The following is a 26,754-nucleotide window of genomic DNA, read 5'->3' on the forward strand; positions in this document are numbered from 1 at the left end:
GTATTCATCATAAGGAACGCACTTTCGATCGTATCGCCAGCAGAATGAGAATCGGGGCACCGACGAATGCGGTGACCATGCCGACCTCCAGCTCCCCAGGGCTACCCAGGACTCTGCCGACAACATCGGATATTGTTAGAATGACGGCGCCGGCCAAAGCCGACATCGGAATAAGAAAGCGTTGATCAGGTCCAATCAACAGACGGACCACGTGGGTCGCCAGCAGTCCAATGAAACCAATCGGTCCTGCGAGCGCAGTTACGGTGCCGCATAGCAAGACGCCTGCCATTGACGCGATCAAGCGCAGAACGCCCGTTCGAACGCCTAGTCCTGTCGCTGCCTCGTCGCCAAGTGCCAACGCATTGAGGGCGGAAGCAGACGCAATCGCGATGATGAGACCAACAATAAGGAACGGCGCGAACGTCGTAATATCATGCCAATTCGCCGAACCGACACTACCCATTTGCCAGAAACGAAACCGGTCCATGACTTCGCTACGCGGAATCATGATGGCGCTGATAAGTGAAGAAAGTGCGGCACTCGTAGCCGCACCAGCTAACACAAGTTTGATAGGCGTAGCTCCCCCACGCCCCATTGAACCAATGCCGAACACGAACAACGCGGTAAGCGCCGCTCCAGCACATGCCAGCCCAATATACTGGTTAGCTGTACTGATATGGAAGAACGCGATGCCGCTAACGACGAACAATGCTGCGCCGGTATTCACCCCGAGGACGCTCGGATCGGCGATCGGATTGCGCGTGACCGCCTGCATGAGAGAACCTGCGATGCCGAGCGCTCCGCCGCAGCAGAGACTGAACACCGTTCGGACGACGCGCTGGTGCATGATGCTGGCGCCGAATGAATCGGCGCCAGGGTGAAGCAAGCCGTCCAGCATTTCCTTCATGCCGAGGACTCTTGAGCCGAACGCCAGCGACGCCAAGATACATGCTCCGAGCGCGACCAATCCGATAATCAAGACAATCGCGAAGTGCTTGGGCACAGGCGAAGCTACCGGCTTGGATACTGGTGATGAGATGACGTTATCCATTAGACTTCTTGGCAGCTTCACCAATCAGTTTCAAATAATCGCCAAGCGTATAATCGATAGACAGCGGATTCGGATTGCCTGCAGCTGCAAGAGGCGTGTTGTCTTTAATCAGCACGACCGCGCCTTTAGCGATAGCAGGAATCTTGCCAAGCAACGGATCAGCTTGAAGCTTCTTGAGCAGAGCATCGTCCCCATAAGTGACAATAAGATCCGTATCGTTCAGTACGTCAGCATTCTCCGCGCTCAGCTCCAAGTAGAAGCTATCGCCAGCCACTTTGCTAAGTACTTTATCCGAATATTTCATGCCCAAGTCGATCAAGAAGTCGCCACGCGGATCTCCAGGTGCATAGATCGAAATTTTCGACAGGTCATCCGGAGAAATGAATGCGAAGACAGCTTTCTTGCCTTGAATGTCCGGATAAGCACTTGCTTTGTCCTTAATTACGTTTTCTGTATCCTTGATAAGTTGCTCGCCTTCCGCTTCCATGCCCATGCCCATCGCATCGAACTTGATCATTTCGCGCCAGCTTGTAACCCAAGGAGCCTTCTGGTAAGCAATTACCGGTGCAATCTTGCTCAGTGTTTCGTAGTCTTCCTTCGTAATGCCGGAATAAGCAGCTAGAATAACGTCTGGCTTTGCGTCTGAGATCGCTTCGAAGTCAAGACCGTCTGTATCTTGGAAAATGTTAGGTGATTTAGCCCCGAGCTCATCGAGCTTCTTCTTCGTCCAAGGCAACAAGCCGCTGCCGTCCTGAACACCGTAGTTCGCTGCCGAGAAACCGACAGGCACGACGCCGAGTGCAAGAGCGACGTCTTGGTTCGCCCAAGAGATTGTCGCGACACGCTCTGGCTTCTTCTGAAGGACTGTTTCGCCGAACGCATGCTTAATCGTGAGCGGATACTTTACTGCTGCATCTGTAGCAGCATTCGCTTCCGAATTCGCTGCTGCGTTCGTGTTGGATGTCGAAGAATTTGCTGCGTTTGCTGTGTTTGTTGTGTTCGTTGTGTTTGTAGTGTTTGCTGCGTTGTTGTCTTTGCCACCGCAACCGGAAAGTGCAAGCATTAGCGTAAGAGAAGTAAGAAGAGTTGATAATGCAATTTTGCGTTTCGATTTCATTAGAATGACCCCACCCTGACCTTATAATTTAGTTGATAACGATTCTCATTTTCAATATTATAAAATGGTTCGTTAGACCTGTCAATGCAAGTTCACATAATGTTCAAAGCTCTACGCGGATATTTATTCTTCTTCAGCGCCGTACGCATCGAGAGCTTTCGCTTCATAAAAGGTAACGGCAGCGCATATAGCAGGAGTGAGAACGCAAGTTAAGGGGGCTTCGATATCCGAAAATACTGGCGAGTTACCTCAATACTTGTCTTGATGTCGGCATGGCTTGTCGGCTGTGGGCAAGGCGCCGAAGAGACCACGACCATTACGACTAAGGAAGGCAGCGCGGAAGTGACCAAGGACGGGGACAAGGTAACCGTGAAGTCGGATGAAGGCAGCGTGACCATTACGAGCGATGAGAACGCGAAGACGCTGCCCAAAGATTTTCCGCAAGACATTCCCTTACCGGATGACGCTGTAATCGTAAACACAATGAATATGTCTTCCGATGTGATGAAGAGCTATATGGTTTCCCTTACGACAGGGATGAATCTCTCGCAGACAGCCGACTTCTACCGGGAAGAGCTGGGGAAAGACGGCTACGAATTCGCGGATACGACCGCGGCGGATCAAATTTCGCTAGTTGGTGAGAACGATACGTACAACATGCTTATTATCATTACGCCGGATGCCGCGGATGCAGAGAAGTCGTCCGTAATGCTGACATTTGGTTCTTTGACGAAGTGATAGTCACAACAAGCCCGGGGTCGCCTAATTTGGCAGCTCCGGGCTTTTAATATTGAATCCGCTCGCGCAACGGTCAACCTACAATTACGTAGAAGATTGGTAGCTATCTACCAGTACGAGTGAAATGAGGGATACGTTCATGGAATTGATTCTGCAAGGGATTACCAAGAGCTTTGGGGATAAGAAAGTGCTCCAGGGTGCAGAGTTCCATTTTCAAAAAGGTAAAATATACGGACTGCTGGGCCGCAACGGCGCAGGGAAAACGACATTGTTCAACTGTTTAAGCGGCGAAACCAAGCTCGATGGCGGAGATGCGTGGCTGAAGGATGAGGCAGGTGCGAGGAAACTGATCGAAGAGGATATCGGTTATGTATACTCATTGCCGATCCTACCTGAATTTCTGACCGGATATGAATTCATTAAGTTCTTCCTCGATATTAACCGGGATACGCAGCCGAATGCCCATATTGACGCCTACTTCGATAAGATGAGCATGTCGCAGGAGGATCGCCACCGGCTTATTAAGAACTACTCCCACGGGATGAAGAACAAGATCCAGATGCTCCTCTTTCTCATTTCCAAACCGCCGGTCATTCTGCTTGACGAACCGCTGACCTCTTTCGATGTGATCGTAGCACACGAAATGAAGAATATGCTGCGCGAGATGAAGCGTGACCACATCCTCATTTTCTCCACCCATATTCTGCAATTAGCCGCTGATTTGTGCGATGAGCTTGTCGTGCTGAATAACGGGCAATTAACCGCTGTACCGACGGATTTGCTGCATAGCGCGGAGTTTGAACAAGGCATTATTTCTTTATTAAAGGATGATAATCATGCTGAGAGCCTTTAGCACGCTGTTTGCCATCCGAACCTCTTCCACCGTCAATCGATTGATTTATTATGCTCAGAAGCTGCCTTTGGTCGGAAGAGTCATTAAGGATACCCAATACGCGAATCTGGCTGGGAAAAAGGCGATTGCTGTCATTGCATTCCTCCTGCACATCGTTTGGGGCTTCGTATCCAAGCTGGCTTTTCTAGGGCTGATGGTTTACTTGCCTGTCGTCGCACTGAACGGAACCCTGCCTCGGGAGGATCAGCTCTCTCTGTTTTTACATATTTTCTTGCTGCATAGCTTTGTAGTGGCAGGTATCGTCAGCATCTCCGTCCTGGAGACGAAACGAGAGAAGTACATTGCCATAAAGCTCATGCGCATGAAGCCTGCCGCCTATATGCGAGCGGCGCTAGCTTATCGTTACTGCTCTTTCTTCGTCTTCTACATTCCGGCTATGCTGCTCTTCACCTCGTTACTGAATCTTCCTGTTCTTCAGGGGATAGCGCTGACCGTGTCGGTCACGTTATGGCGGGTAGTATGCGAATATCTCCATTTGAAGCTGTTTCAAAAAACGGGAAGCGTACTCGTCAAGAACACTGCGGTGGTTTGGCTTGCGATTGGACTTGGCTACGGTGCCGCTTATGCGCCCGTCATCCTTCACTGGGCCCCCTCCAGCGGAAGGCTGCTGCTCCTGTGGCCTGTTATGATACTCATTGCGGTGCTTGGCACGATGGCAGCAGTGCAGTTAAACCGATATGCCGACTACCGAACAGCCGTGGATGCCGCGACGAGAAGAGATGATCCGCTGCTCAATCTTGGGCAAATGTTCAAAGAAGCGAATAAAGCGCAGGTGAAATCAAAAGACTCCGACTACACGCCTACCGCCGGGCAGACGGACAAATATAAGAGCCGCGAAGGTTATGCGTATCTGAATGCGCTATTCTTCGCTAGGCATCGCAGTCTTATTGTAAAGCCAATGTGGAACAGAATGGCGATTATTGGCGCATTAGGCGTATTCGGTATCGCATTCTCTATCATGGATGCGGAACGGGCCTCCTCTCTAGCTGCAGACTGGAGTAGGGGAATCCCTTATTTGATTTGGATTATGAGCTTCCTGTCTATTGGTGAAAGAGCGTGCAAGGCCATATTCTACAACTGTGATCTCAGCCTTTTGCGCTACAGCTTCTACCGAAACGCCGCCGATCGCCACTTTCGCGAGCGGTTATCCCGCATCTGCGGGCTTAACCTGGTGATTGCCTCCGGACTTGGAGCTGCTTTGAGTGGATTTGCACGAGCTGCCGGGGGAGTTTCGACCGAAGAATTGCTCCTGACCTTGGTCTGCGTGTTCGCGCTATCCGTGTTTTTCTCCATCCACCATCTGTTCTTGTATTACATCATGCAGCCTTATTCGACCGAGCTGAATATGAAGAATCCCTTCTTCTTTCTCGTCAACATCGCCGTTTCATTCGCTTTCGTATTGGCCCTCATCCTGAAGGCCGATGCTGCGGCACTCGCTATAGCCTCCGTTGCCATAACGGCTGCATACTTCGTAGCCGCGTTAATTGTTGTTAGGAGATGGGGTCCTCGCACTTTCAGAGTGAAATGAACGCATTCTGACCCTATAATTGTTTTATAGTTCCTATAGCAGCGTTAACCAGGAGGACGGCATGCAATTTCAACCCGTGTATTATGATGGCGAGTTATTTCTACCGAAGATTGAATTAAATCCGTCATCGAACCAATCGATTGGCATTATAACGGACTTGAAGCGAAAACAGCTACTGCTGAATCAATTAGTGAATGATTCTGAGTATTATTTATTTCGCGCACAGCAGAACGAATATATGCGTTTAACGGTGGAAGAGCTGCTTACTTTTCTAGTCAGAGTATCGGAGAGGAATGACCGCGTTGCTTCGTTAGTGGATTATTTCTCTCTAACCGATGAGCGGAAAGTGAAAATCAAGGATCTAAGCTCATCCAAAAGAATGTATGTGACATTGCTGCGTGTCTATTTTGCGCATCAGCCTTCGCTTGTACTGGAGGAGCCTTATTTTTACTTGGAAGAGCAGGAGCGTCGTCATTTCAAGAAGATTTTGGATGACCTGTCGACAGAAAAGCGGATATTGATTTTAACTGCGAATTTAGAGGACGCCCTGATTTCCTGTGATGCCATCTATCGATTGAACGAAGTCGGATTTCATCAATTGGATATCCATGACTCCGAAGAGGATAAACAAGAAGTGCAGGAACAAGAACGGGCCAATATTACCTTGCAGAAGATTTATACGAAGAGAAATGACAAAGTGATATTGTTCAATCCGCCTGAGATCGATTTTATAGAAAGTGTCGATGGATCCATTCTTGTTCATGTGGATGGAGAAAATTATGACTGTGCGTTGACGCTAACGGAGCTCGAGCAGAGATTGTTAAACTTCGGATTCTTCAGGTGTCATCGATCCTACATCGTTAATTTGCAAAAAGTTAGAGAGATTATTACATGGACGAAGAATAGCTACAGCTTGCGATTAAATACAGGTAAAGACGCCGTAGTTCCGTTATCTCGTTCCAAATTGCAGGAGCTAAAAGCCCTTCTTAACATTTAATCTCGGGGGGAAAGTCGGACCCATCCAGCATTCAATGGTACCATTCAGGCGATAACAGCTACATTTCAGCGGATTTTGATGGTTAGAAGCATCGATTCTATATATAGTTGAGCCATCAACGCTAAGGAAGTGGTGTTCATGGCTGTTATCCAGGTAGAGCGTATTCGCAAGAGATTCGGAACGAAGGATGCATTGGCAGATGTGTCCTTTTCTATTCCGAAGGGAGAAATTTTTGGTTTCCTCGGCCCGAGTGGTTCAGGAAAAACAACATTAATAAAAATTTTAACGGCGCAGTTAAATCCGACAAGCGGGCAGGCACGTGTATTTAACGAGCCGGCGGAGAGGATGCATCAGTCCGCACAGAAGATGCGCTTTGGTATATTGACGGATAACAGCGGTTTATATGAGCGATTAACGATTGAGGAAAACTTGGAGCTGTTTCGCCAATTATATGATCTTCCTAGATCTTCAATCGATAAGGTGCTGCAGTTTGTAAACTTAAACGGAGAGCGTAAGAAGAAGGTCGCTCTTCTATCGAAAGGAATGCGTCAGCGCGTCCTGTTGGCCTGCGCGATTATCCATGAGCCGGAATTATTATTTCTAGATGAGCCTACTTCGGCCTTAGATCCCGTAAACTCCGCCCATATTTATAAAGGGCTGCGCCACTTGAATGAGAATGGAACAACGATATTCCTAACGACGCATGACATGGCTGAGGCAGAGCTGATGTGCAATCGTGTAGCGATTCTGTATCAAGGGCAGATCCAAACCATCGGCTCGCCCAAGGAGCTTAAGAAGCAGCATCGGGAAAATGTCGTGCGCGTGGAATTAATAAACGGGGAAGGCTACGAGCTCCCGATCGATGAGGGGACAGCTGATCGAATCGCCGATTGGATGAAACAAGGGTTAATCGATCGAATGGAAACGAAAGAGCCGAATCTAGGCGATATCTTTATTAAAATGACAGGAAGTGAGCTACGATGAGTATCTCATTGAAACGTGTGCGAGCGATATTCGTGAAGGATTACAAAGAGTTTTCGCGCAATTATGCGGTTTCCATTATGTTGGTTTTCCCCATTATTTTAGCTGTTCTCTTTCGAAATGCGGGATCATCTTTGCCTGAAGCCACTGGTTTCCTTCTCAATACTTCGTTCGTAATTCTGACGTGCTTTGCACAAGCATGCTTGATTGCGGAAGAAAAGGAGCGCAACACCCTGCGATCCTTAATGATGACTCCGGCCACGACCATGGATGTCCTGATCGGTAAGAGCGCATTAGTCTTCGTCATGTCTTCTGTTGTTCTGGCTATTGCTATCTATCTGTTTGGCTTTGAGCCGGCGAGTAGATGGGCGTTTGCGGCAACCGTCCTACTCTCAATTATTCTGTATACGGCAGCCGGGACGATATGCGGTTTATACTCTAAGACGCTGCTCGAAGCATCCATATCAATACTGCCCGTGGCGACCATATTCACTGGAGCACCGTGGGGAGCGTTGCTTGTCGATGATTATCCCGTCTTCAAAGTGCTGGATTACATGCCAAGCAGTCAACTCGTGCATTTGCTTAATATCCCCCAAACAGGATTTACGACAGGAGATTTATTAAAGCCCCTCCTCATTATTTTGGCATGGACGGTTGTATTAACGATTGTTTCGGTTGTTCTGTATGAACGACGGTTAAAGGATGAGTAGGATGACGGCCATGAAACGTAGACAAACCAATGAGCCGTGTTCCGCCCTATTGGGCTGGAGCACGGCTTCGCGGTGTTTATTTAAACGGTGAGCGTGAGGAAAGATAAGTGCGACGGCGGGCGTTTAGGCTTACATATTACCTTTGGGTCTGCAGAGCCCAAGCTTCCACATCCCATGTCTTGGTTACCCAATCCTCATAGAAGTCAGGCTCGTGAGAGACAAGCACGACAGTACCCTTATAAGCTTGCAGCGCTCGCTTCAATTCGGCTTTGGCGACAATGTCCAAGTGATTCGTCGGCTCATCGAACAGAATCCAGTTGCTCTCGCGCATCATTAGCTTGCACAGACGAACCTTCGCCTGCTCTCCACCGCTGAGCTGATTAAGAGGACGTGTAATATGCTCGTTCTTCAAGCCGCAGCGGGCAAGCGCAGCGCGAACCTCATGCTGATTCATAGAGGAGAATTCATCCCATACGTCCTCAAGCGGAGTCATCGTTGGCGCTTTGGATTCCTGCTCGAAGTAAGCAGGAGATAAATAATCGCCGAGATAAGTCTTGCCGTCCAGCGGAGGAATGACGCCAAGAATCGACTTCAATAGCGTGGATTTACCGACGCCGTTGCACCCTACGATCGCGATCTTATCGCCCCGCTCGATCACCATATCCATCTTGGGCAGGAGCGGCTTGCTGTAGCCGATGACCATCCCCACTGCTTCGAATACAATTTTGCCGCTTGTACGGGACTCTTTGAAGTTAAAGGTTGGCTTTGCTGCTTCCTCTGGCTTGTCGATGCGGTCGATGCGGTCGAGCTGCTTCTCGCGGCTCTTCGCGCGTCCGGAGGTGGATGCGCGCGCCTTATTCTTATTAATGAATTCCTCTTGCTTCTTAATATAATCCTGTTGCTTCTCGTAGGCGTCGATATGCTGCGCTTTGTTCAGCTGAGACATCTCCAGAAACTTCTCGTAATTGGCCGAGTAGCGGGTCAGCTTCGTAAATTCAAGATGATAGATCACGTCAACGACCTGGTTCATAAAACCCGTTTCATGAGAGATAAGCATAAGTGCATGCGGGTAATTCTTCAAATAATTCGTCAGCCAATTAATATGTTCTTCATCCAAATAGTTCGTAGGCTCATCCAGCAAGAGGACGCCAGGCTTCTCAAGCAGCAGCTTAGCGAGCAGAACCTTCGTCCGCTGCCCGCCGCTAAGCGCCGTAACTTCGCGGTCCAGCCCAATCACATTAAGACCCAGACCATTGGCCATTTCGTCGATCTTCACGTCGATAAGATAGAAATCGCCGATTTCCAGCTCTTCCTGGATTTCTCCCATACGCACCAATAATTGATCGAGTGTATCCGGGTCCGCATCGCCCATTTGCGCGGCAATATCATTAAGCTCCTCTTCTAATACAAGCAAGGGCTGGAATGCATCCTTGAGCACGTCTCGAATAGTCTTGCCCGCTTCAAGCTTCGTATGCTGGTCTAAGTAACCGTAACGAACGCGTGGCGTCCACTCCAATCTACCTTCGTCCTTCAACAGCTTGCCTGTCAAAATATTCATAAGCGTGGATTTCCCCGTACCATTCGCTCCAACCAGTCCGACACGTTCACCCTCAAGCAAACGGAAAGACACATTCTTAAACAACACTCGGTCGCCAAACGTATGCGATAATTGCTCCACTGTCAACAAACTCATTGTTCTCTATCTCCATTCATATATGCACCTGAATTACAACTTATCCTTGCAGGATTAACTCGAATCATTGTACCACAGAAACGTTCGAGCTTTGTTTGTAACCTTACCCCAATTTCACGGATGCGCTAAAACACTTTATGCAGAAAAAAGGCCGGGAGACCCACCACAGCGGTGAGCTCCTCAGCCTTTATTGTCGTGCATGGAATCATTTAATGCATCATGACAGGAGCGTGGACGCCCTCTGCGCCCTCTTCCGAGGTTTTCGGCTTCCTTAGTGCGATCGCCAATATAGCGCCGGCAACCGCGATGCAACCTGCGATGAAGAACGTATCCCCGAAGGCAGCCACGAGTGAGACGGCTTTATCACCTTTTGAAGTAGTCATATGATCCACAACTCGCGTGCTCAGGTAACTTGCCAATCCTGCTACGGCGAACGAAACCACGACCTGCTGGGCAGCCGAAGTAAGCGGCGTTACCCGGTCTACAAGCCGTCTTGGAGCAGCTTTTAGAATGTGCGTATTCACCGGCATCATGGACAAGCCCATGCCTACGCCCATAATCATCGTCGCGATAATCACGAATCCGGCCCCAGAATCAGCCTTAATTTGCGACATATAGAACATGCCTACCGCGACAAAAGCGATCCCGATCACGCAAACGAGGCGAGCTCCGAACTTGTCGAACAGCTTGCCGCCGATTGGCATGAATACGCCAGTCATTGCGACCTGCGGCAGAATCATAAAGCCGGTCTTCAGAGGCGCATAATGAAACACCTGCTGCATGTACATCGGCACGAACAAGAACGATCCGAACAGGGCCATGAACATTAACCACGACGTGACGATGCCGATCGTGAAGTCCGTGGATTTAAATACACGCAGCTCGAGCAACGGTTGTTTATGGCGAAGCTCGACGATGATGAATAGGACCAGAGCGACAATACCCACGATTAAGCTGATTAGCGTTTTCGTAGATCCCCAGTCCTTGCCGCCTTCGCTGACCGCATAAGAAAGGGTAGCGAACGCGATCGGTGCAAGCAGCATGCCCCAGAGGTCGAGCGCCGGAACGCTTCTGCGTTCTACTTTCGGCAGATAGCGAAGACCGACCAGAATCGCGACAACACCGATTGGCAGGTTAATCAAGAAGATCCAGTGCCAAGTCGCGTATTCCAGCAAATAACCACCCAGCACAGGGCCGAGCGCCGGTCCGAGCATCATTGGAATACCGAGCATTCCCATGACGGCGCCTTGTTTGTTCGGAGGTGCCAGCTTGAAGATGATGGCCATACCGATCGGCTGCACCATGCCTCCGCCAATTCCTTGAATAATGCGATAGATAATCAATTGTTCAGGCGTCGCGGCAAAAGAACAAAGAAGCGAGCCAGCTGCGAATAAGAATATCGTAATTAGAAAAATTTGCTTCGCGCCGAATCGATCCGTCAACCAGCCGGCCAGCGGAATGACCGCGGAAAGCGCCAGCGTGTATGCCGTAATCGACCATTGCATCGTATTAACGGAGGATTTAAAATCATCCATTAATGTCGGCAAAGCAATGTTCATGACCGTGCTATCCAGAATAACCATGATCATCCCGACGACGATCGCCATGAGCGGACCCATAATTGCTTTCATCGAGAACGGCGCGCCGTCCTCGGTTGCAACTGTATGCGATTGATTAGACAACTTTTCTCCTCATTTCGTTTTAGCTTCTCCTACCTTCAAAAAGTACTATTATCACTGAAAAATTGCAACCATTTTGTGGCATTTCTTAAGAATGAATAATTCGGGCTTTGTCGCATATGAAGCTGGTTGATTAAATACAACCCCGCTGTTCAACTCAGACCAATAAAAAAGCAGAGCATAGTAATCTCTCCAACGTGCTCTGTATCTTCATTTTGGCGTACTACTATGCACTTTCCACCTTACTCTTCGCCTGTCATACATAATCCAATCGCTCTAATTGAGGAGATTTCCTCGCTTCCATTAACATCCCATTATCTCTTCTTAAGTTTACTGCACTAACGGCAACTTGAATTTAATCGTGTTATCTAATTCAATGAATTCTTAGTGCCTTTTTAATTTTTAAACGGGTCTCATTTGAACAAATGGAATCCCCATGTTTGATGCCATTATCTATAATAGCAGGACTAATATAGTTGCCCAAGGCCATAAGTTCATCGGTTAAAGGTTGATTAGAATAGACTGCTTTTAAGAATCGGTTTAATACACTGATAAGAATATCTGCAGACTGAATCCAACGGCTATCATGTGAATTGTGGAATTCAATTTCTTTTAAATGACTAAATCCCATTAAAATAGTAGTTCCATCCGTAAGCCGAAACTTGAAGTCTCTGGCTTCCGAATAAAGCCTGTAAACCTCTTTATATCCTTCTTCATAGGCTCTTGTCTTATCATGGACAATTTTGAGACGATGATTTTTGGATCTTGAGTATCCTTCTAAATGGTTTACAAAAGCAATAAAAGCTGGAACATTTAAGCTTCCTGCCGCCTGATTTGGTAAAAAATCCACTCTGCTTCCTCTCTCTAATGTACATATTTGCTCTATTGCTAATGTTGCCCCAAGTAACTTATTAGCTAAGTCATGTTCATGATGAAGTATAAGTTCATCACATAAAGAAGAAAGAGCCTGCTCCATTAGTTCTACTTCCAGAAGCCGGTAGGCAGTTGCAAACTCCTTTAAATTTGTAAACGACAACTTATAGACTTTTTCAGCTAGTTCTTTCTTCATTAAATTATCGTATGTATAACGATTGGTGACTCTATTGTTATATACTGGATCCAGAAAAGTTTCAATTACCTTGGCAGCTATGCAATATTTTTTCTCTGCAAAGACCAATGTTGGTTTAAAACCCATTTTCATCATAGTATCAAACATTTCTTTGAACTTTCCTTGGTTGCGTCTATTTCCACTTAAATTGGTTCCTTTAAGCTCACCTTCAACTCGTATGTCTGCAGCAACATCACTGATTAATGAGGTATCACCTATTTTAGAATCAGGAATTATCCAACCTCCAACCACATAAAAAGGCTGGTCTAAATCCAAGTAGTTAGCTCCGCTGTTTCCAGCCTCATCCACAAATACAGTAAATCGCCCTTCATGTGCAAGACAACATTTCTTGTATTTTAGCCCACTATTACATGGACATGGTTCATTGCGACTAATTATAGACATATTTTCTCCTTATTTATCATTATAGAGAAACTAAAAGTACTTGTGCGGTGGATTACAGCACTTTGCTTGTCTGTATAGTATACATGAAGGATACGAGTGTTCGGTCCGACCTTCACATCAGATTCGATTGTTTACAGCATGTTGAAATCGGAAGTTAAAAAGTTTAAAAGTACACCGTAAAAGCCCCAAATATTATTACATCTTATCATCCAACAATTTTCAAATTATTATTTCCGTGATACATTGACTTTTGTTATAAATTAAAATTAGAGAGCAGTGGTTCTGTGTTAATTTTCGCATTGATAGTTTTAGTAGTCTCTATGGCACTAGTTTGCTATCTTGTTTGGGCTAGCACTAAGAAAAAGGGAATTGGAAAAAGCTCAATTGTTGATTCGTTAATTGGAGGTATAATAGCAGCGCCAATTGGCATTCTATTAACACTAATAACAATATATATTCAGAATAATATAACAGAATCTAAAGAAACTAAAAATGCAGCAGGAATTCTTTATACTGAAATGACAAGAATTTATGTTGAAAGCAAATCATATGATTCTACAGCTGAGAAATTACTAAAAAATTATCCATTAAAGAATAACATTGTATCCTTTCCTGATGATAACGTTGAGTTAATGCCTAATACTCTGATGCTAAAACCATTTGTACTACTATCAAATGATAAATGGCAAGAATATTTAGATAAGGTACAGGACAAATTTTCTCCTGAAGAGTATGCTGCAATTCAATCTTTTTTTAACAGGTACCAGTGGTTTGATAAAAACAACCCAATAAAGGTCACTACAATTCTAGATGAAAATAATCATCCAAAGAACGAAGCCGATAGGTTTGCACTCAAAAACTGGTGGCAAATATATGCCTCACAGTATATAGGATATAAAGTTAACTCGAAAGGGTTATGTTATGATATCGGCCTTTCAAACAAGCTATTAAAAATTAGTGGGCTCAATAGAAAGCCTAACAGTTGCAGTAACTAATTCTCTATTAGTGAAGTGGCTGATTGGACCATGTAATTTGTATATGTTCTCTTGAACCAATAGTTGCCGACCCGAAATGCCGTTGAACCCGGGCAGGAGTGCTTAGCCGGACATCGTCCCATCACGTGTAGGATTTCGACATCCAACACGCTACCTGAACCGCGACCAGAATGATGCCTCCATGCATCTCTCCCTACAGCTCCGTTAATAGCAAGATATTGACATAATGGTCCGCGATCATGACAATCAAGATGAGGCAATGGTTAACAATCCCAGAAAATCACCCTAGAGAATGGAGGCTCTTCTTGTGAAGCATTTCTATCTATACGTTATCCTCGCATTCATGCTCATCCTACCTGCCGCATCCATTGGAATCGAGTCTACGCACGATGGCGTCACCCTCGATATGGCCCTTATCGGAAAATGGTTCCTGTTCTGGGCAGTCGGTGTTCGATTATTCACAGCCGGACTGCGACAAACGCTAAACCCAGCCTTTACCGCGGAAGCGATCTTCCATATCAAGAATGCGGAGAGCTACCCGATTGTTCGCGAACTCGGCTTCGCCAATATCTGCATGGGATTCGGAAGCATCCTCTCGCTTTGGCTGCCCGATTGGCGGATGGCCGCGGCATTCATTGGAGGCCTGTACTTCGCCTTCGCTGCGATCCAGCACATTGTTAAGCGCCCTTCCAGTACGAACGAGACTATTGCTCTAGTGTCTGACTTGTGGATCACCATACTGATGGCGGCTTACTTGCTTAATTAAATCGTACACGAACGCTGGGTTATCAAAATAAATCGCCAAGGAGTCATGTTATGTCTGATCTGGCACTAATCCGCAGAATCGATGAGCTGCACCGTACTGACTCATTATTTGGAACGTTCAACGGCAGCATCCTTATTGCAAAAAATCACGATGTATTAGTTAGCCGCAGCTACGGAATGGCAGATTTTGAATCCGGTCGAAGACATAACGATGACACCCTCTTTTATATTGCCTCTATTACCAAGCAATTTACCGCCGCATGTATTCTTTTGCTCGTTCAAGAGCATCGCATTACGCTCACTGATCACATTGGAAAGTACATCCCACAGTATGAACGAGGGAGCCATGTTACGATCGTCGAGCTTCTGACCCATACGTCCGGTATCCCGGAGCATGTATCGCTCCCTGAATTTTGGGACAATCTTGATGCAATTACGACGCCTGAGCAATTGTTTATGTATTTCAAAGATATGGACTTGGAGTCGACTCCGGGGACAGTGTACAAGTATTGCAATTCCAACTACATCCTGCTGGGCATGCTGATTGAAGCCGTATCCGGTCACACGTATGGCGAGTTCTTGAAAAAGCATATCTTTGCGCCGCTTGGCATGAATAGAACATTCTACGCACCAATGGTCGTGGATAGCCCGAATAAGGCAAGGGGCTACGCAGCGCTGCAACCGCAGCCCGTGCCTGCGCGGGTACTTGCACCGGTGGTTCCTTTTGCCGCAGGAGGCATACAGTCCACGACTGTGGATTTATTCAAGTGGTGCACAGCACTCTTCGAGGGGAGCCTTCTACCCGAAGAAGCGCTGCGAGTTATGCTTAAACCTCATTTAAACGGCTATGGACTCGGCGTCCATATCGAAGAGCAGACCATTAACGGCAGAACCCAGACCATTGTCTACCATGATGGCGGCATCGACGGCTATTGCTCGAAGATGGTACGAATGCTCGACACCGGGCATACCGTCATCTTGTTGAGTAACTACGATCAAGTTAGCGTTACAAAGTATTACCAGGCTATCCTAAGCTGTATGCAGCTGTGAGCTGCGACTGTTGAGCAAAATGAAGAAGGGATTAACCCTGTAAGACCACGACATGTGCGGTCTTGCAAGGCTAATCCCTTTTTGATCTCTTCAAATGATTCTCAATGTCCCATGCTTTGGCGCTGCTCTTCGCCTTCAGGCGGCTTCGTGCGGCGAATAAACAGACCGATTACGAGCGCAAGAACACCTATGTAAAGGCCAACCAAGAACGCATTGTGTAAGCCCTCAACCATGCCTTTTAACGATTCGAGCGGATCTGCAGGGTTGCTCGACTTCGCGAGATAATCCTTTGTGCCGTTGGACATGATGCTGATGAACAACGCCACTCCGATTGCGCCAGCGACCTGCTGAAGAGTGTTCATTATTGCCGAGCCGTGTGGATACAGCGCACGCGGCAGCTGATTGAGCGCCGTCGTCTGCGCTGGCATCATCACGAGAGATATACCAATCATCAATATAATATGCACCGTGATGAGGTAGCCTTTCGTCGTCTCCATATCCACGCCAGTGAACATGTAGACCGCGACTACTACGATAGCAAGCCCTGGAATAACGAGTATACGCGGGCCGAACTTATCAAACAAAATGCCGGCTACCGGCGCCATCATCCCATTGACAACGCCGCCTGGCAGCATAATCAGACCCGAAGTGAAAGCCGTCAACATAAGTGGACCTTGCAAGTACAACGGCAGCAAAGTCAACGTCGAGAACAACGTCATCATCATCACGAGCATGAGCACCGTAACGAGAGTGAACATGGGAAACTTAAACGCACGCATATCCATAACCGGACTTTTGAGCTTCAGCTGACGTACAGCAAAGGTCAGAATACCGAGAATACCTGCCGTAACCAACCCATACACTTGAGGATCGCCCCAGCCAAGGTCACCCGACTTACTAAATCCGTATACGACACCGCCGAAGCCAATCGTCGATAGAATGATCGACAGGATATCAACCTTCGGTTTAGTAATCTTGGATACGTTCTTCATATAAATGGACGCAAAAATAATCGAGAATGCCGCAAGCGGAATAACCAAGTAGAACATCCAGCGCCATTCAAGATGATCAAGAATAAGACCCGATACCGTTGGTCCAATTGCCGGTGCTACCATAATTACAAGGCCAATCAGTCCCATCGCTCCTCCGCGTTTCTCAGGCGGGAAAATCGCTAGAATCGTGTTCATCATAACCGGTAGCATTAACCCGGTACCGAGCGCTTGCACGACACGCCCTACCAGCAATACTTCAAACCCCGGTGCAACCGCCGCAATAATCGTACCTATTAGGAATAATGTCATCGCACCGATAAACATTTGCCGTGTCGTAAACCATTCTTGCAGAATTGCGGTTACCGGCACGAGCACGCCGACCACCAGCATGTAGGCGGTAGATAGCCATTGAATCGTAGAAGGCGTTACATGTAACGCCGAGATTAAATCCGGAAAAGCATTACCTAGCAACGTTTCGTTCAAAATCGCAACGAATACGCCGATAATCAGCGCAATAACAATCGGGGCACGTTTGATTTTGCTCAAATCTGGCCCTTCTACACTCATTACAGCTTGAGCTTCCATTGTAAATCCGCTTCCTCCTTATTGTCGCACTTCCTAACCAGGAAAATAAATATCAATGCGGCTGTTCTCGTTGTCCAGAGCATGGATATCTTCCCAATACTCCATATCGACTCGCCTATGGCCGAACGTTCGATTGATATAATCATAGGTATCGCCGATTTTCGATTCTGCGCCGACATGTGTGATTTTGACAAACCGCTTATAAGGTACCTTGTACGCCGTCATGCCCTCCGGGATCTCCCCGCCGGAAACCACTTCATAACCGACCACATGCTGAAAAGGTGTATTGAAGGTCCATTCACCTTCCTGATTGTAGATCTGCACGAGAAATATTCCGGACCGCTTCTTGTTGCTGATTTCAGATGAACGCTTCTCCAACGTCTCACGAAGCGTTCCGACAATCTTGGTCTCCATGATCCCATTCAGACTGGCGACAATCGAGTATCCCACCAATTGAAGCTCATCCATTTCGATTGTTTCGGCTTGATACGTTTCCATCCGCTGTAAGCCTCCTTAACACATGATCATATTATTCTTTAAAGATTATAGCGAATATATGTTCGCATGTAAAGAAGTGTCTTCCAGAATTTACATCCGCTTGTTTTTGAGTTTACACGCATTAGCCAGCTCCCCTTCAATACAAAAAGAAGCCAAACATACTACTCACTTGAGACCGAGGAATTGTAATATTAATATTAAAAAAATGTATTCTACACCCTTTTCCATTCTGCATGAAATATCATAGGATTATATAGCAAATGAATTGAGCCAAGAAGGTTACCGATGACAAGGCCTGATGCTCACATTACAAATCCCTTTACCGGACAAAGAATGTATTTTCGAATAACGGGAGCGGAATCGAATGGATCCTTATTAGAAATTGAAACCTTTAATCCACCATCAACGGAAAGAGAGCCCGTACATATTCATCCCAAACAAAAAAGCTCCTGTGAGGTTATTTCCGGAAAAGTTCATTTTGAAGTTGCCGGAAAAACTCAAGTATTAAGTCCGGGCGATTCCATCGAGATTCCTGCTGGGGTACCTCATCGTTTTTGGAATGAAGATGCTACAGAGGCACATACTATTCAAAGATTTTCACCTGCATTGAATACGGATGAATTTTTTAAAACCTATTTCGCATGGGCAAGAGACGGCAAACTTAATAAGAAAGGGACTCCTAATTTGGTTCGCATGTCAATTCCCGCATTATATTATCAAAATGCAATTCAGGTGATTAATCCGCCTTGGTATATCCAAAAAGCCATATTCACAATACTTGCACCCCTCGCTAAAATTCTAGGTTATCAAGAAAAATATGAATAAACCTTCAAATATGCCGGAGAGGATAGGGTTGCCCACAACAATCGCATTCCCCTCATACAAATCGATGACTCTGCCTTCTCATCCACTGGGTGGCTACCCATTTGGCCCCGATTACGACGGGATTTCCCGCATGCAACGTGAGCTCATTTAAACTTTGATCGTTATAAAAATATTCAAAGTAAACAGCGCTGCCCTTTTTAGGCGTTACCGCCAATCGAAGCGAAGGGAAATAAGTTTCGCCGCCTTCCTCGACGTCATTCAAATACATCACCAGTGTGCTAATGCGATTGTTGACCACATTTTCGGATGTGAAGTAGTCAAAGTGTGGATGATACTGCTCACCGGATTTATAATGTAAAATCTGCAACGGTTCTGCATGTGAAACCGGTATATTCATCAGTTCGGAAACTCTGGTTTCCACTTTTTCAATGCATTCATTTTCGTTTTCTTCGAAGAACATGCTGCTGTTTGTCCTAATATCGCTTTGTACGTGAGATTTGCCTCCGATTTTGGCGCGCTGTAATCTGTTCTTAGCTAAATCAATTAGTACATCACACTCTTCGTGACTTAAGACATTTTCCAATATCAAAATAAGCGGTTCGTCGATTCTGCCGATAATATGAATCTCTTTATCTGTCGTTTTGATTATGTTTCCACACGAATTGAAAATCGTCTGCTCTTTAACGGTCATCGTCTCATCCTCCACTCTCAAGTACTGCATGAATAATTGAATGAAGATTATGTCCGTGCGTTAATAGAGTTCTCCGTTTAGTCCGCAATACCTTCCAGAAAAAGGTGGATATGTCCAAACCCTTCAAGATGATTTGACCGCAATTTGTTGAACTGGGAGCATAAAAAATACATCGCCGGGGCGAATGACCCTCATAGCGATGTATTCAGAATTTGCATACTGAGATTGCTTACGATAAGAGACCTTAAGGGTAAAGCTTCTCGCCTTTATTGAGCATTTCGATGAACTGCTTGATGCGGTTCGCGCGCGTTTCCGGTTTTTTGGCCGTTTGCAGACGGAACAGCATCGCGTATTTGTTTTGCCGGTTAAGTCCGTCATATACGGCTTTCGCTTGCGGATTCCGCTCGAGCTCGGCGGCGAAATCCTCTGGTGTTTCCGCCGTGCTTTGCGGCGCGTATGCGGCGTCCCATTGGCCATTCTGCTTCGCGGTCTCGATCGCCTGCAAACCGGGCGGCTTCATCCTACCACTCTCGATCAGGGCAGCGACCTTATCTTTGTTCACCTGCGACCAGATACTCTTCTTGCCGCGCGGGGTGAAGCGTTGCAACCACGTCTTCTCGTCGTTGGCTTCCTTCTGGCTGTCGATCCAGCCATAACAAAGCGCGACGTCGAGCGCCTCCAAGTATGAAACGGACTGGACGCCGGAATTTTTCTTCCCATGCTGAAGCCTAAGCCCTGGAGAAACCTCATAATTTACCGCCAGCCATTCCTCGAACGCCTCCGCATTCGGGAACAGCCGAATCGGCAACGGTTCTGCTTTTTTTGTCATTTTCACACCTCCCGCCTAAATGAACATTTTAGCCTAATCATAACGCAAAAAACCTCCGGTTGGAGGTTTTTTCAGTCTATATAATTACAAAGCTTGTCTATAGCTGGATCCTCGTGTGCGCAGCTTCTGATAGTCGCGCAAACGCTCCCCACTTCCTCACGCACAACATACTGACAATCAGCCCTATTATGGACATGCATCCTAAGACAAGAATGGTAAATCCCCAGCTGGACCATTCCGTTAGCGCCGAAATTCCGTAAATGGATACCGCGCTTCCCAAATAAGCGAATGCATTCACTAACCCTGAAACTGTCGACACTTTTCGATATTTTACAAAATGCGTTGGTACGAGACTAATCAGCATCAGGTTGATGCCGTGAACGCATCCCATCAGGATCGCCATCAACAGCACGGATCCGATGGCATTCGAAGCGAATAACATCTCGAGTGCCAAAGTGGCTGCAACGACAATAACCCACAAATACACGGTAGTCTTTATCTCGTTAGCCACGTAATGTTGGACGTGAGCTGCGATGTACACACTCAATATGGAAAAAACAGGTAGAATAATGGTAGTCAGTATGGATAACGAGGTCTCGATGTGATAAACATCCTGAATATACGATGGCATCCATGTCGTAATCCCGTCGCGTAATGCCCCTTGAAACACAACCACCAACAAGATAGGAGCTATTCCCGAAGCCGCGATAAGCGTTCTGAGCCCTTTATCGCCGGTCGGCATATTGGTTGCCTTCGAATTTTCCTGCTGAAGGGCGGTTTCCTGCTCTCCGACTCTAGCCTCATCTCCATATCCTCTTGTCCAGAAGAGCCAGATAAAAGCCACCAACATTCCAATGAGCGCAGGAACCGCGAACGATAAGCGCCAACTGGATACCATAATACTTAAAGGCACCAACAAATATACCGCTATTGTGCCAATGGAGGACGCCGTTGTGACCCCAACACTCGTCTTTCTATATTGTTCCCTGGTAAGATGCTGCGACATGATCCGGACAAGCGGTGGCCAAAGCATCGATTGAAAAAAGCCATTAAGAAACCAAATGATGATCAAAGCTACTATATCGTTCGTGAAAGCAATGAGAGCATTGCAAAAAGCCGTTGATAACAGCCCGGTAAAAATAAGAACGCGCGGATGAAAACGGTCCCCCAGTACGCCGAAGATCGGCTGACCGATCCCATATGCAATAAAGCTGCCGATCACGGCCAAACCGGCAAGCTGATTCGATACCTCTAATGAGTCTGCGATGGCGGAGACGGCCGCCATCAAATTATATCGTGTGAGATAGCTGGTGCCGTATACCAAGCAGCACAGAAGGCTGAATAGGTAAACTTGTTTTTGTGTAAGTTCGGCCGATCCTTTTAGAGCAGGCATGTGCCCTCCCAGTCCTTATTGCTTTGTAGCCCAAGCAGAGAGGCAACAGTAGGCGCAATATCAAGAATGCTCGCTGGACCGATATCTTGTCCCGATGCTGTTGTCCTCCCTAGAATCAGGATCGGAATGGTCATATCCTCCGGCATATCTGTCCCATGTCCACGCCCATGTCCGCCATGATCGGACGTAACGATAACGGTATAGTCTTCCGGTATGGCGCCCTCAATCCGCTCTACACATGCCCATGAATCATAAACGGACGTAATATATTCATCGGACATCCATCCGTATCGATGACCAACCTCATCCACATTGCCTAAGTATAAGAACGTAAAATCCGGGTTCTCCTTATTGATGTAGTCGGTTGCAGAATCGGTCAGGAATTGATTCGACTTCTCATAATCGATATCGCCAGAACTATAGCAGCTGAAAGCCAAGGAGCCTGGGCGCGTCAAATCGCGAAGCTCCGCCCAATTATGAAAGAAACCGCATATTTTATCGTTGGCGCGGAGATGTTCGCATAGCCCGTCGATCGGTCTCACCTGAGGAGTATAGATATTCGTCGTAATGCCGTGACGCTCTGGCGGAACACTATGAAACATGGACATATGGCAGGGTAACGTCACGCTGGGCATAACCGTTTGCGCATGTAGCGTAAAACTTCCATTGTTCATCATTGTTGCGATAAATGGATGGTTTGCCTTCTCCAGACTGTCAGCACGCATCCCGTCTATCGAGATCAGCAATACTTTTTCACTCATACAAGTCCCTCCTCAGAATTATGTACCTGGATTCCTCTTTTCCTGTAAAGCTGCAGCAGATCGTCTGGCAGATTAGAGTCTGTGATGATTCGATACGATGGCAATAAATCGCATAGCTTGATGGTGGCGGTCGTTTCAAACTTGGAACTGTCTGCAAGGATGAACACTTCGTCCGCATTCTGAATATAAGCACGCTGGATCTCGAATAACTCATGAACGAACACGCCAGCCCCTTGACGCAAAGAAATCGTATTCGGAAACACGAACGCTTTGGAGTAATGCAGACGCCGAACCGCATCGAGCGCCAGGTGACCGTAAAATGCCTGCTCCTCACGCATAAATTGCCCGCCTATTAGAATGACCTCAAAATCCTTGGCCTCGGATACGATCTGAAATACTTCCGGAGAATTGGTCACGACGGTAAGACGACGATAATTATCTTTAAGTAAATGTGCCAGTTCCAGCGCGGTGCTGCCTGAGTCGATCGCAATCGTATCATTCTCTCTGACAAATCGAGCTGCAATCTTGGAAAGGTCCTGTTTCAGGGTGTTGTTCTCCGACAGACGACTTTCGAGCTTATCCAGCTTCTTCATTTTCGAGATGGACACAGCCCCGCCGTGTACGCGCTTCAACGCTTGCTGCTTCTCAAGAAACTCCAAATCCCTACGAACCGTTTCGATGGATACTTGGAACTGCGTCATCAAGTCCGCCACTGTAATCGATGATTGCTTCTCTAGCATATCAACGATCTTTGCACGACGTTCATTCGCAAACAAATACAACCAACTCCTCACATTTACACATAGATCTTATCTATATTTTAAGAAATTGTAAAGAGCATCCGCTCCATCCAACTGTCGATTATAACAACAACATCATTAGCCCAGATAATTACGACAAATTTCTGATGAAAAAATAGAATCATCCGAAATCATAATAAAAAAAGCAACCCATTATTCAAAAGAGCTGTTTAATCAGATTCAAGTGAAAACGAAAATTCCAGTTTTGGAGATTAAGAACGAACTGGTTCCGCTTATTCAACAGGTATCGGAAAATCATGATCTTTTTCACTTATTCGAGTCTGTCAAAGCAAAGGATGAGTATACCCATCAGCACAACATTGGAGTGGGCGTATTGTCCACGCTTATTGGTAAGTGGTTGGAATTGGACGAGAAGGAGATTTCGTTATTGTCTCTAGCAGCAATTATGCATGACGTGGGAAAAGTTCGAATATCCGAAGAGATCCTATTAAAGCCGGGTAAGCTAACAAATGAAGAATTCGAGGAAATGAAACGTCATACGATTTACGGCTATCAAATCCTTAAGGAAACGACAGGCTTAAGTCCTCGTGTTGCAACTGTAGCTTTACAGCATCATGAGCGTATTAATGGAAAAGGATACCCTCTAAAGCTAAAGGAACATCAAGTGGATCCTATGAGTCTAATTGTTGCCGTCGCTGATGTATTCCATGCCATGTCTTCCAAGAGGCCGTATCACGAACCACTGCCTTTTTTTCAAGTTGTCAGTCAAATGCGCGAAGGCTTCTTTGGCGAATTGGCACCAAGGATTGTCGCGGTTTTCCTGAATAACCTGATAAAGAGCCTGATTGGCAGAAAGGTTACGCTGACTAATGGCCAACAAGGGGAAGTGGTATTTATCAACCCCCATGATGTTGTCAATCCGTTGGTCAAGGTAGGCGACTCCTTTGTCGATCTTAGCCATGATCAACAGCTGCACATCCAGGATATTGTTGTATAACGTGGAAAATGCAATCGACACCGCTCGTTGACTCGGTACAGAAATTTTAATTGTGCAGTGTTACAATTATGGTTCATAATTAGAGATGGTTCAATGGAATAGGTCTCAACATCATATACACGATTAGGAGGAATTTCAGTGATTCGCGTAGCAATGCTTAGCTATTGGCATGTACATGCTTGGGATTATACGAACCAAGTGAAGGAGAACCCAAACCTAGAATTAGCTGCAATATGGGACGAGCTACCTGCACGCGGGCAGGAGAACGCAGACCAACTGGGCGTTCCATTTTTTGCTGATTTGGATGAGCTGCTTGCCCGTACGGATATCGATGCAGTTGTCGTTGATACTCCAACAAATATTCACCGCGAAGTGATGGTGAAAGCTGCTCGCGCAGGTAAACATATATTCACAGAAAAAGTGTTGGCTGCTACACTAAAAGAAGTGAATGAAATTAAAGCCACTATACGTGAAGCCGGCGTCAAATTGACTGTTTCGATGTTCCGCTTGAACGAACACTATACACCTACGATTAAAAAGGTGATTGATTCCGGCATACTCGGCCAACTGACTCAAGTCCGTGTTCGTAATGCGCATGACGGCACTACTGGAAATTGGTTGCCGGATCACTTCTACAATCCTGAGCAATGCCAAGGTGGCGCTCTTATCGATCTCTGTCATCCCGTGTATCTAACTCGTTATCTCCTTGGGTTGCCGCAAAGTGTTACCGCCAGCATTGGCTACTTTACCGGCAAAAAAGTTGAAGACAATGCAACAATAACGATTCGCTTTGAGAACGGTGCTTTTGGCATTCTTGAATCAGGTTACCTCACTCCTCACTCGCCATTCTGCATTGAAGTTCACGGTACAGAGGGTTCGCTCCTTTACGGTTTACCAGATGACGTGGTTCGTGTTCGCAGCAACAGGCTGGAACAACAAGAGTGGATTACAGTCGATCATCTTCCTAATCTGCCTACTGCAATTGAGCAATGGGTCGGCCATATTAAGAACAACACGCTGCCCGAAGAGAACAACGAGCTGGCAACCGATTTGACAAGAGTGGTGGAAGCTGCTTATATTTCTGTGGCTGAGAAACGCGCAGTCTCCTTATCCGAGCTACAAGACTAATCCGTTTACTTAATTAACTAAGGATGTCCTAATTTTTCATAATCTGCAGTACAATAACAAGGCCAGCACCCTTAGAAGGAGCACTGGCCTTTTTTGTACTTACTGCTATACTGCTTCGCCCGGAGGTCGTCTGGACATAAATCGGGCTGTAGCGAAAGTGGCTATCCGAAGGCGATTGCCTATGTACCGTCGGGCACATTGTGGCTCAAAAATCGGAATAAAAACGCCTATGAAGAGTTATCTCTTTTAGCTTTTAAAATAGAGAAAGTATGAATTTTTCACCCTACTAGTGAGATGGCTCAGCTTGGTTAACCCTCAACTTTAAATGTTGACTCTTCGTTGATTTGTTCTAAAATAATCTTCATTTGTTGATTCAATGCATATCTATGTTCGGGGAACATTGAACAAGTTATAAAACAATTGTGAGAAAACATTCTGGACAGCCACAATGTTAACATTTTCTGAAGCCAATTGTTGACTCCGGGTTGACTTCGGCGCATAAAAAATACAGAGCAGCGGCAATTATCTCACCGTGCTCTGTATCAGCAATGTACATACTGCTATTGGCCTTTCAGCACTTCTTCGTCTCCAACGGCAATTGGGTTGTTGGACCAACTAATCCAATCACTCCAACTCCCCGCATACAACCGCACGTTCGTGAAGCCCGCTTCCTGCAGCGCCAACACGTTCGGGCACGCAGTCACGCCAGACCCACAATACACGATGGTCTCGCCGTCCGTTGGCAGATCTTGGAAACGCGCGGCTTGTCCCTCCGCGCTCTTATACTTGCCATCCGCGTCGCGGCCTTCTGCCCAGAAGCGGTTGATTGCGCCTGGGATATGACCGGCTACGCGGTCGATCGGCTCCACTTCGCCGCGATAACGTGCGGCTTCGCGCGAATCAATCAGGGTCACCGCTGCATCACCCAGCTTCTCCCGCACTTCATCGGCTTCCACCAGCAGGTTATGCTGCACCGTCGCCAAGAACTGCGCAGGGATGAGCACCTTTTGCTCCGCTGATACCGGGAACCCTGCGTTCCTCCAAGCCGTAAAACCTTCATCAAGCACATAGACCTCTTCATGGCCCATGTACTTGAGCAGCCACCAGAGGCGCGAAGCCATTGCGCCGCCCTGGTCGTCATACGCGATAACGCGCGATGCGTTGCCAATTCCCGCACGGCTCAGCGTAACCGTCAGCTCCGCGATGTCCGGAAGCGGATGGCGTCCGCCGTGCTCTTCGATCGGAGCGGACAAGTCCTTCTCCAGATCCAAATATACAGCGCCTGGAATATGCGATTCCGTATATGCCTCACGGCCTGACTCCGGCTTCCCGAGCTGGAAACGGCAATCGACGATGACGATATCCGATTCATACATGCGAGCGAGCAACCATTTTAACGATACGATATTTTTCATAGAGCTTTACCGCCTCCTCTAGATTACGATTATATAACTAGATTATACATCAACGGAGCCCCTCTTCGCCTCTCCACCGGTTCAACCCGCCCTACAAAAAATACAGAGCTCCAGCCAACCTCCAGCTGTGCTCTGTATCTACGAACCCA

Annotated in this window: 25 protein-coding genes; 12 read left to right on the forward strand and 13 right to left on the reverse strand. The window is 46.8% G+C overall.

The features are described 5' to 3' along the window. Positions 1–7 precede the first annotated feature (7 nt). Both AC0YNX_RS27760 and AC0YNX_RS27765 read right to left on the reverse strand, forming a co-directional pair. Positions 8–1,051, reverse strand: coding sequence for a FecCD family ABC transporter permease (locus tag AC0YNX_RS27760; RefSeq protein ID WP_475818956.1), 1,044 nt, complete (start codon positions 1,049–1,051; stop codon positions 8–10). Next, entirely contained in the window at positions 1,044–2,168 is a 1,125-nt protein-coding gene (locus AC0YNX_RS27765; protein ID WP_475818957.1) for an iron-siderophore ABC transporter substrate-binding protein, read from the reverse strand. The genes AC0YNX_RS27760 and AC0YNX_RS27765 overlap by 8 nt, the downstream gene beginning before the upstream one ends. A gap of 264 nt (positions 2,169–2,432) precedes the next feature. On the opposite strand from AC0YNX_RS27765, the gene AC0YNX_RS27770 reads away from it, so the two are divergent. The 6 genes from AC0YNX_RS27770 (at position 2,433) to AC0YNX_RS27795 (ending at position 8,035) form a co-directional block, all read left to right on the forward strand. Continuing rightward, positions 2,433–2,906 carry a hypothetical protein gene (locus tag AC0YNX_RS27770; RefSeq protein WP_475818958.1) on the forward strand — a complete coding sequence of 158 codons (474 nt, stop codon included), beginning with the start codon at positions 2,433–2,435 and terminating at the stop codon, positions 2,904–2,906. Positions 2,907–3,045: 139 nt separating this feature from the next. Then, entirely contained in the window at positions 3,046–3,759 is a 714-nt protein-coding gene (locus tag AC0YNX_RS27775; RefSeq protein ID WP_475818959.1) for an ABC transporter ATP-binding protein, read from the forward strand. Further along, on the forward strand, positions 3,743–5,347 hold the full coding sequence (locus AC0YNX_RS27780; protein WP_475818960.1) for an ABC transporter permease: 1,605 nt from the start codon (positions 3,743–3,745) through the stop codon (positions 5,345–5,347). The genes AC0YNX_RS27775 and AC0YNX_RS27780 overlap by 17 nt, the downstream gene beginning before the upstream one ends. 61 nt (positions 5,348–5,408) lie before the next feature. Further along, the gene (locus AC0YNX_RS27785; protein WP_475818961.1) at positions 5,409–6,344 is read left to right on the forward strand and encodes a LytTR family transcriptional regulator DNA-binding domain-containing protein; all 936 of its coding nucleotides are present in this window, start codon (positions 5,409–5,411) and stop codon (positions 6,342–6,344) included. 138 nt (positions 6,345–6,482) lie between these two features. Next, positions 6,483–7,328, forward strand: a complete 846-nt coding sequence (locus AC0YNX_RS27790; RefSeq protein ID WP_475818962.1) for an ABC transporter ATP-binding protein — start codon at positions 6,483–6,485, stop codon at positions 7,326–7,328. Then, positions 7,325–8,035, forward strand: a complete 711-nt coding sequence (locus AC0YNX_RS27795) for an ABC transporter permease (RefSeq protein WP_475818963.1) — start codon at positions 7,325–7,327, stop codon at positions 8,033–8,035. The genes AC0YNX_RS27790 and AC0YNX_RS27795 overlap by 4 nt, the downstream gene beginning before the upstream one ends. 136 nt (positions 8,036–8,171) lie before the next feature. Here the strand turns inward: AC0YNX_RS27795 and AC0YNX_RS27800 are convergent, their stop codons facing one another. The 3 genes from AC0YNX_RS27800 to AC0YNX_RS27810 form a co-directional block, all read right to left on the reverse strand. Further along, positions 8,172–9,728, reverse strand: a complete 1,557-nt coding sequence (locus tag AC0YNX_RS27800; protein WP_475818964.1) for an ABC-F family ATP-binding cassette domain-containing protein — start codon at positions 9,726–9,728, stop codon at positions 8,172–8,174. Positions 9,729–9,937: 209 nt separating this feature from the next. Continuing rightward, positions 9,938–11,410, reverse strand: coding sequence for a DHA2 family efflux MFS transporter permease subunit (locus AC0YNX_RS27805; protein WP_475818965.1), 1,473 nt, complete (start codon positions 11,408–11,410; stop codon positions 9,938–9,940). A 370-nt stretch (positions 11,411–11,780) separates the two neighbouring features. Then, positions 11,781–12,920: an SEC-C domain-containing protein gene (locus tag AC0YNX_RS27810; RefSeq protein WP_475818966.1), complete on the reverse strand. Its 1,140-nt coding sequence runs from the start codon at positions 12,918–12,920 to the stop codon at positions 11,781–11,783. A 299-nt stretch (positions 12,921–13,219) separates the two neighbouring features. Here AC0YNX_RS27810 and AC0YNX_RS27815 point away from each other — a divergent pair, with 299 nt between their 5' ends. From AC0YNX_RS27815 to AC0YNX_RS27825, 3 genes are all read left to right on the forward strand, one after another. After that, positions 13,220–13,915, forward strand: coding sequence for a hypothetical protein (locus AC0YNX_RS27815; RefSeq protein WP_475818967.1), 696 nt, complete (start codon positions 13,220–13,222; stop codon positions 13,913–13,915). Between the two features lie 307 nt (positions 13,916–14,222). After that, positions 14,223–14,681 (forward strand): DUF6790 family protein, encoded by a 459-nt coding sequence (locus AC0YNX_RS27820; RefSeq protein ID WP_475818968.1) that lies wholly within the window; start codon positions 14,223–14,225, stop codon positions 14,679–14,681. 50 nt (positions 14,682–14,731) lie between these two features. After that, positions 14,732–15,730 carry a serine hydrolase domain-containing protein gene (locus AC0YNX_RS27825; RefSeq protein WP_475818969.1) on the forward strand — a complete coding sequence of 333 codons (999 nt, stop codon included), beginning with the start codon at positions 14,732–14,734 and terminating at the stop codon, positions 15,728–15,730. A gap of 101 nt (positions 15,731–15,831) precedes the next feature. Here the strand turns inward: AC0YNX_RS27825 and AC0YNX_RS27830 are convergent, their stop codons facing one another. Continuing rightward, complete coding sequence (locus tag AC0YNX_RS27830; RefSeq protein WP_475819013.1) at positions 15,832–17,289, reverse strand: DHA2 family efflux MFS transporter permease subunit; 1,458 nt, start codon at positions 17,287–17,289, stop codon at positions 15,832–15,834. A 51-nt stretch (positions 17,290–17,340) separates the two neighbouring features. Continuing rightward, positions 17,341–17,805, reverse strand: coding sequence for a GyrI-like domain-containing protein (locus AC0YNX_RS27835; RefSeq protein WP_475818970.1), 465 nt, complete (start codon positions 17,803–17,805; stop codon positions 17,341–17,343). Between the two features lie 285 nt (positions 17,806–18,090). On the opposite strand from AC0YNX_RS27835, the gene AC0YNX_RS27840 reads away from it, so the two are divergent. Further along, positions 18,091–18,630 carry a cupin domain-containing protein gene (locus AC0YNX_RS27840; RefSeq protein WP_475818971.1) on the forward strand — a complete coding sequence of 180 codons (540 nt, stop codon included), beginning with the start codon at positions 18,091–18,093 and terminating at the stop codon, positions 18,628–18,630. 52 nt (positions 18,631–18,682) lie between these two features. On the opposite strand, the gene AC0YNX_RS27845 is transcribed toward AC0YNX_RS27840, so the two are convergent. From AC0YNX_RS27845 to AC0YNX_RS27865, 5 genes are all read right to left on the reverse strand, one after another. Further along, positions 18,683–19,321, reverse strand: coding sequence for a 2OG-Fe(II) oxygenase (locus AC0YNX_RS27845; protein WP_475818972.1), 639 nt, complete (start codon positions 19,319–19,321; stop codon positions 18,683–18,685). Between the two features lie 244 nt (positions 19,322–19,565). Then, a complete protein-coding gene (locus AC0YNX_RS27850; RefSeq protein WP_475818973.1) occupies positions 19,566–20,150 on the reverse strand; it encodes a YdeI/OmpD-associated family protein in 585 nt (194 codons plus the stop codon). Positions 20,151–20,247: 97 nt separating this feature from the next. After that, a complete protein-coding gene (locus AC0YNX_RS27855) occupies positions 20,248–21,543 on the reverse strand; it encodes an MFS transporter (RefSeq protein ID WP_475818974.1) in 1,296 nt (431 codons plus the stop codon). Beyond that, entirely contained in the window at positions 21,531–22,304 is a 774-nt protein-coding gene (locus AC0YNX_RS27860; RefSeq protein ID WP_475818975.1) for an alkaline phosphatase family protein, read from the reverse strand. The genes AC0YNX_RS27855 and AC0YNX_RS27860 overlap by 13 nt, the downstream gene beginning before the upstream one ends. Continuing rightward, a complete protein-coding gene (locus tag AC0YNX_RS27865) occupies positions 22,301–23,080 on the reverse strand; it encodes a DeoR/GlpR family DNA-binding transcription regulator (protein WP_475818976.1) in 780 nt (259 codons plus the stop codon). The genes AC0YNX_RS27860 and AC0YNX_RS27865 overlap by 4 nt, the downstream gene beginning before the upstream one ends. A 208-nt stretch (positions 23,081–23,288) precedes the next feature. On the opposite strand from AC0YNX_RS27865, the gene AC0YNX_RS27870 reads away from it, so the two are divergent. Further along, complete coding sequence (locus AC0YNX_RS27870; RefSeq protein WP_475818977.1) at positions 23,289–24,062, forward strand: HD-GYP domain-containing protein; 774 nt, start codon at positions 23,289–23,291, stop codon at positions 24,060–24,062. 138 nt (positions 24,063–24,200) lie between these two features. Further along, positions 24,201–25,190, forward strand: coding sequence for a Gfo/Idh/MocA family protein (locus AC0YNX_RS27875; protein ID WP_475818978.1), 990 nt, complete (start codon positions 24,201–24,203; stop codon positions 25,188–25,190). Positions 25,191–25,750: 560 nt separating this feature from the next. On the opposite strand, the gene AC0YNX_RS27880 is transcribed toward AC0YNX_RS27875, so the two are convergent. Further along, positions 25,751–26,605: a sulfurtransferase gene (locus AC0YNX_RS27880; RefSeq protein WP_475818979.1), complete on the reverse strand. Its 855-nt coding sequence runs from the start codon at positions 26,603–26,605 to the stop codon at positions 25,751–25,753. Between the last annotated feature and the right edge of the window lie 149 nt (positions 26,606–26,754).

The organism is Paenibacillus sp. J31R98 (genome assembly GCF_056269245.1).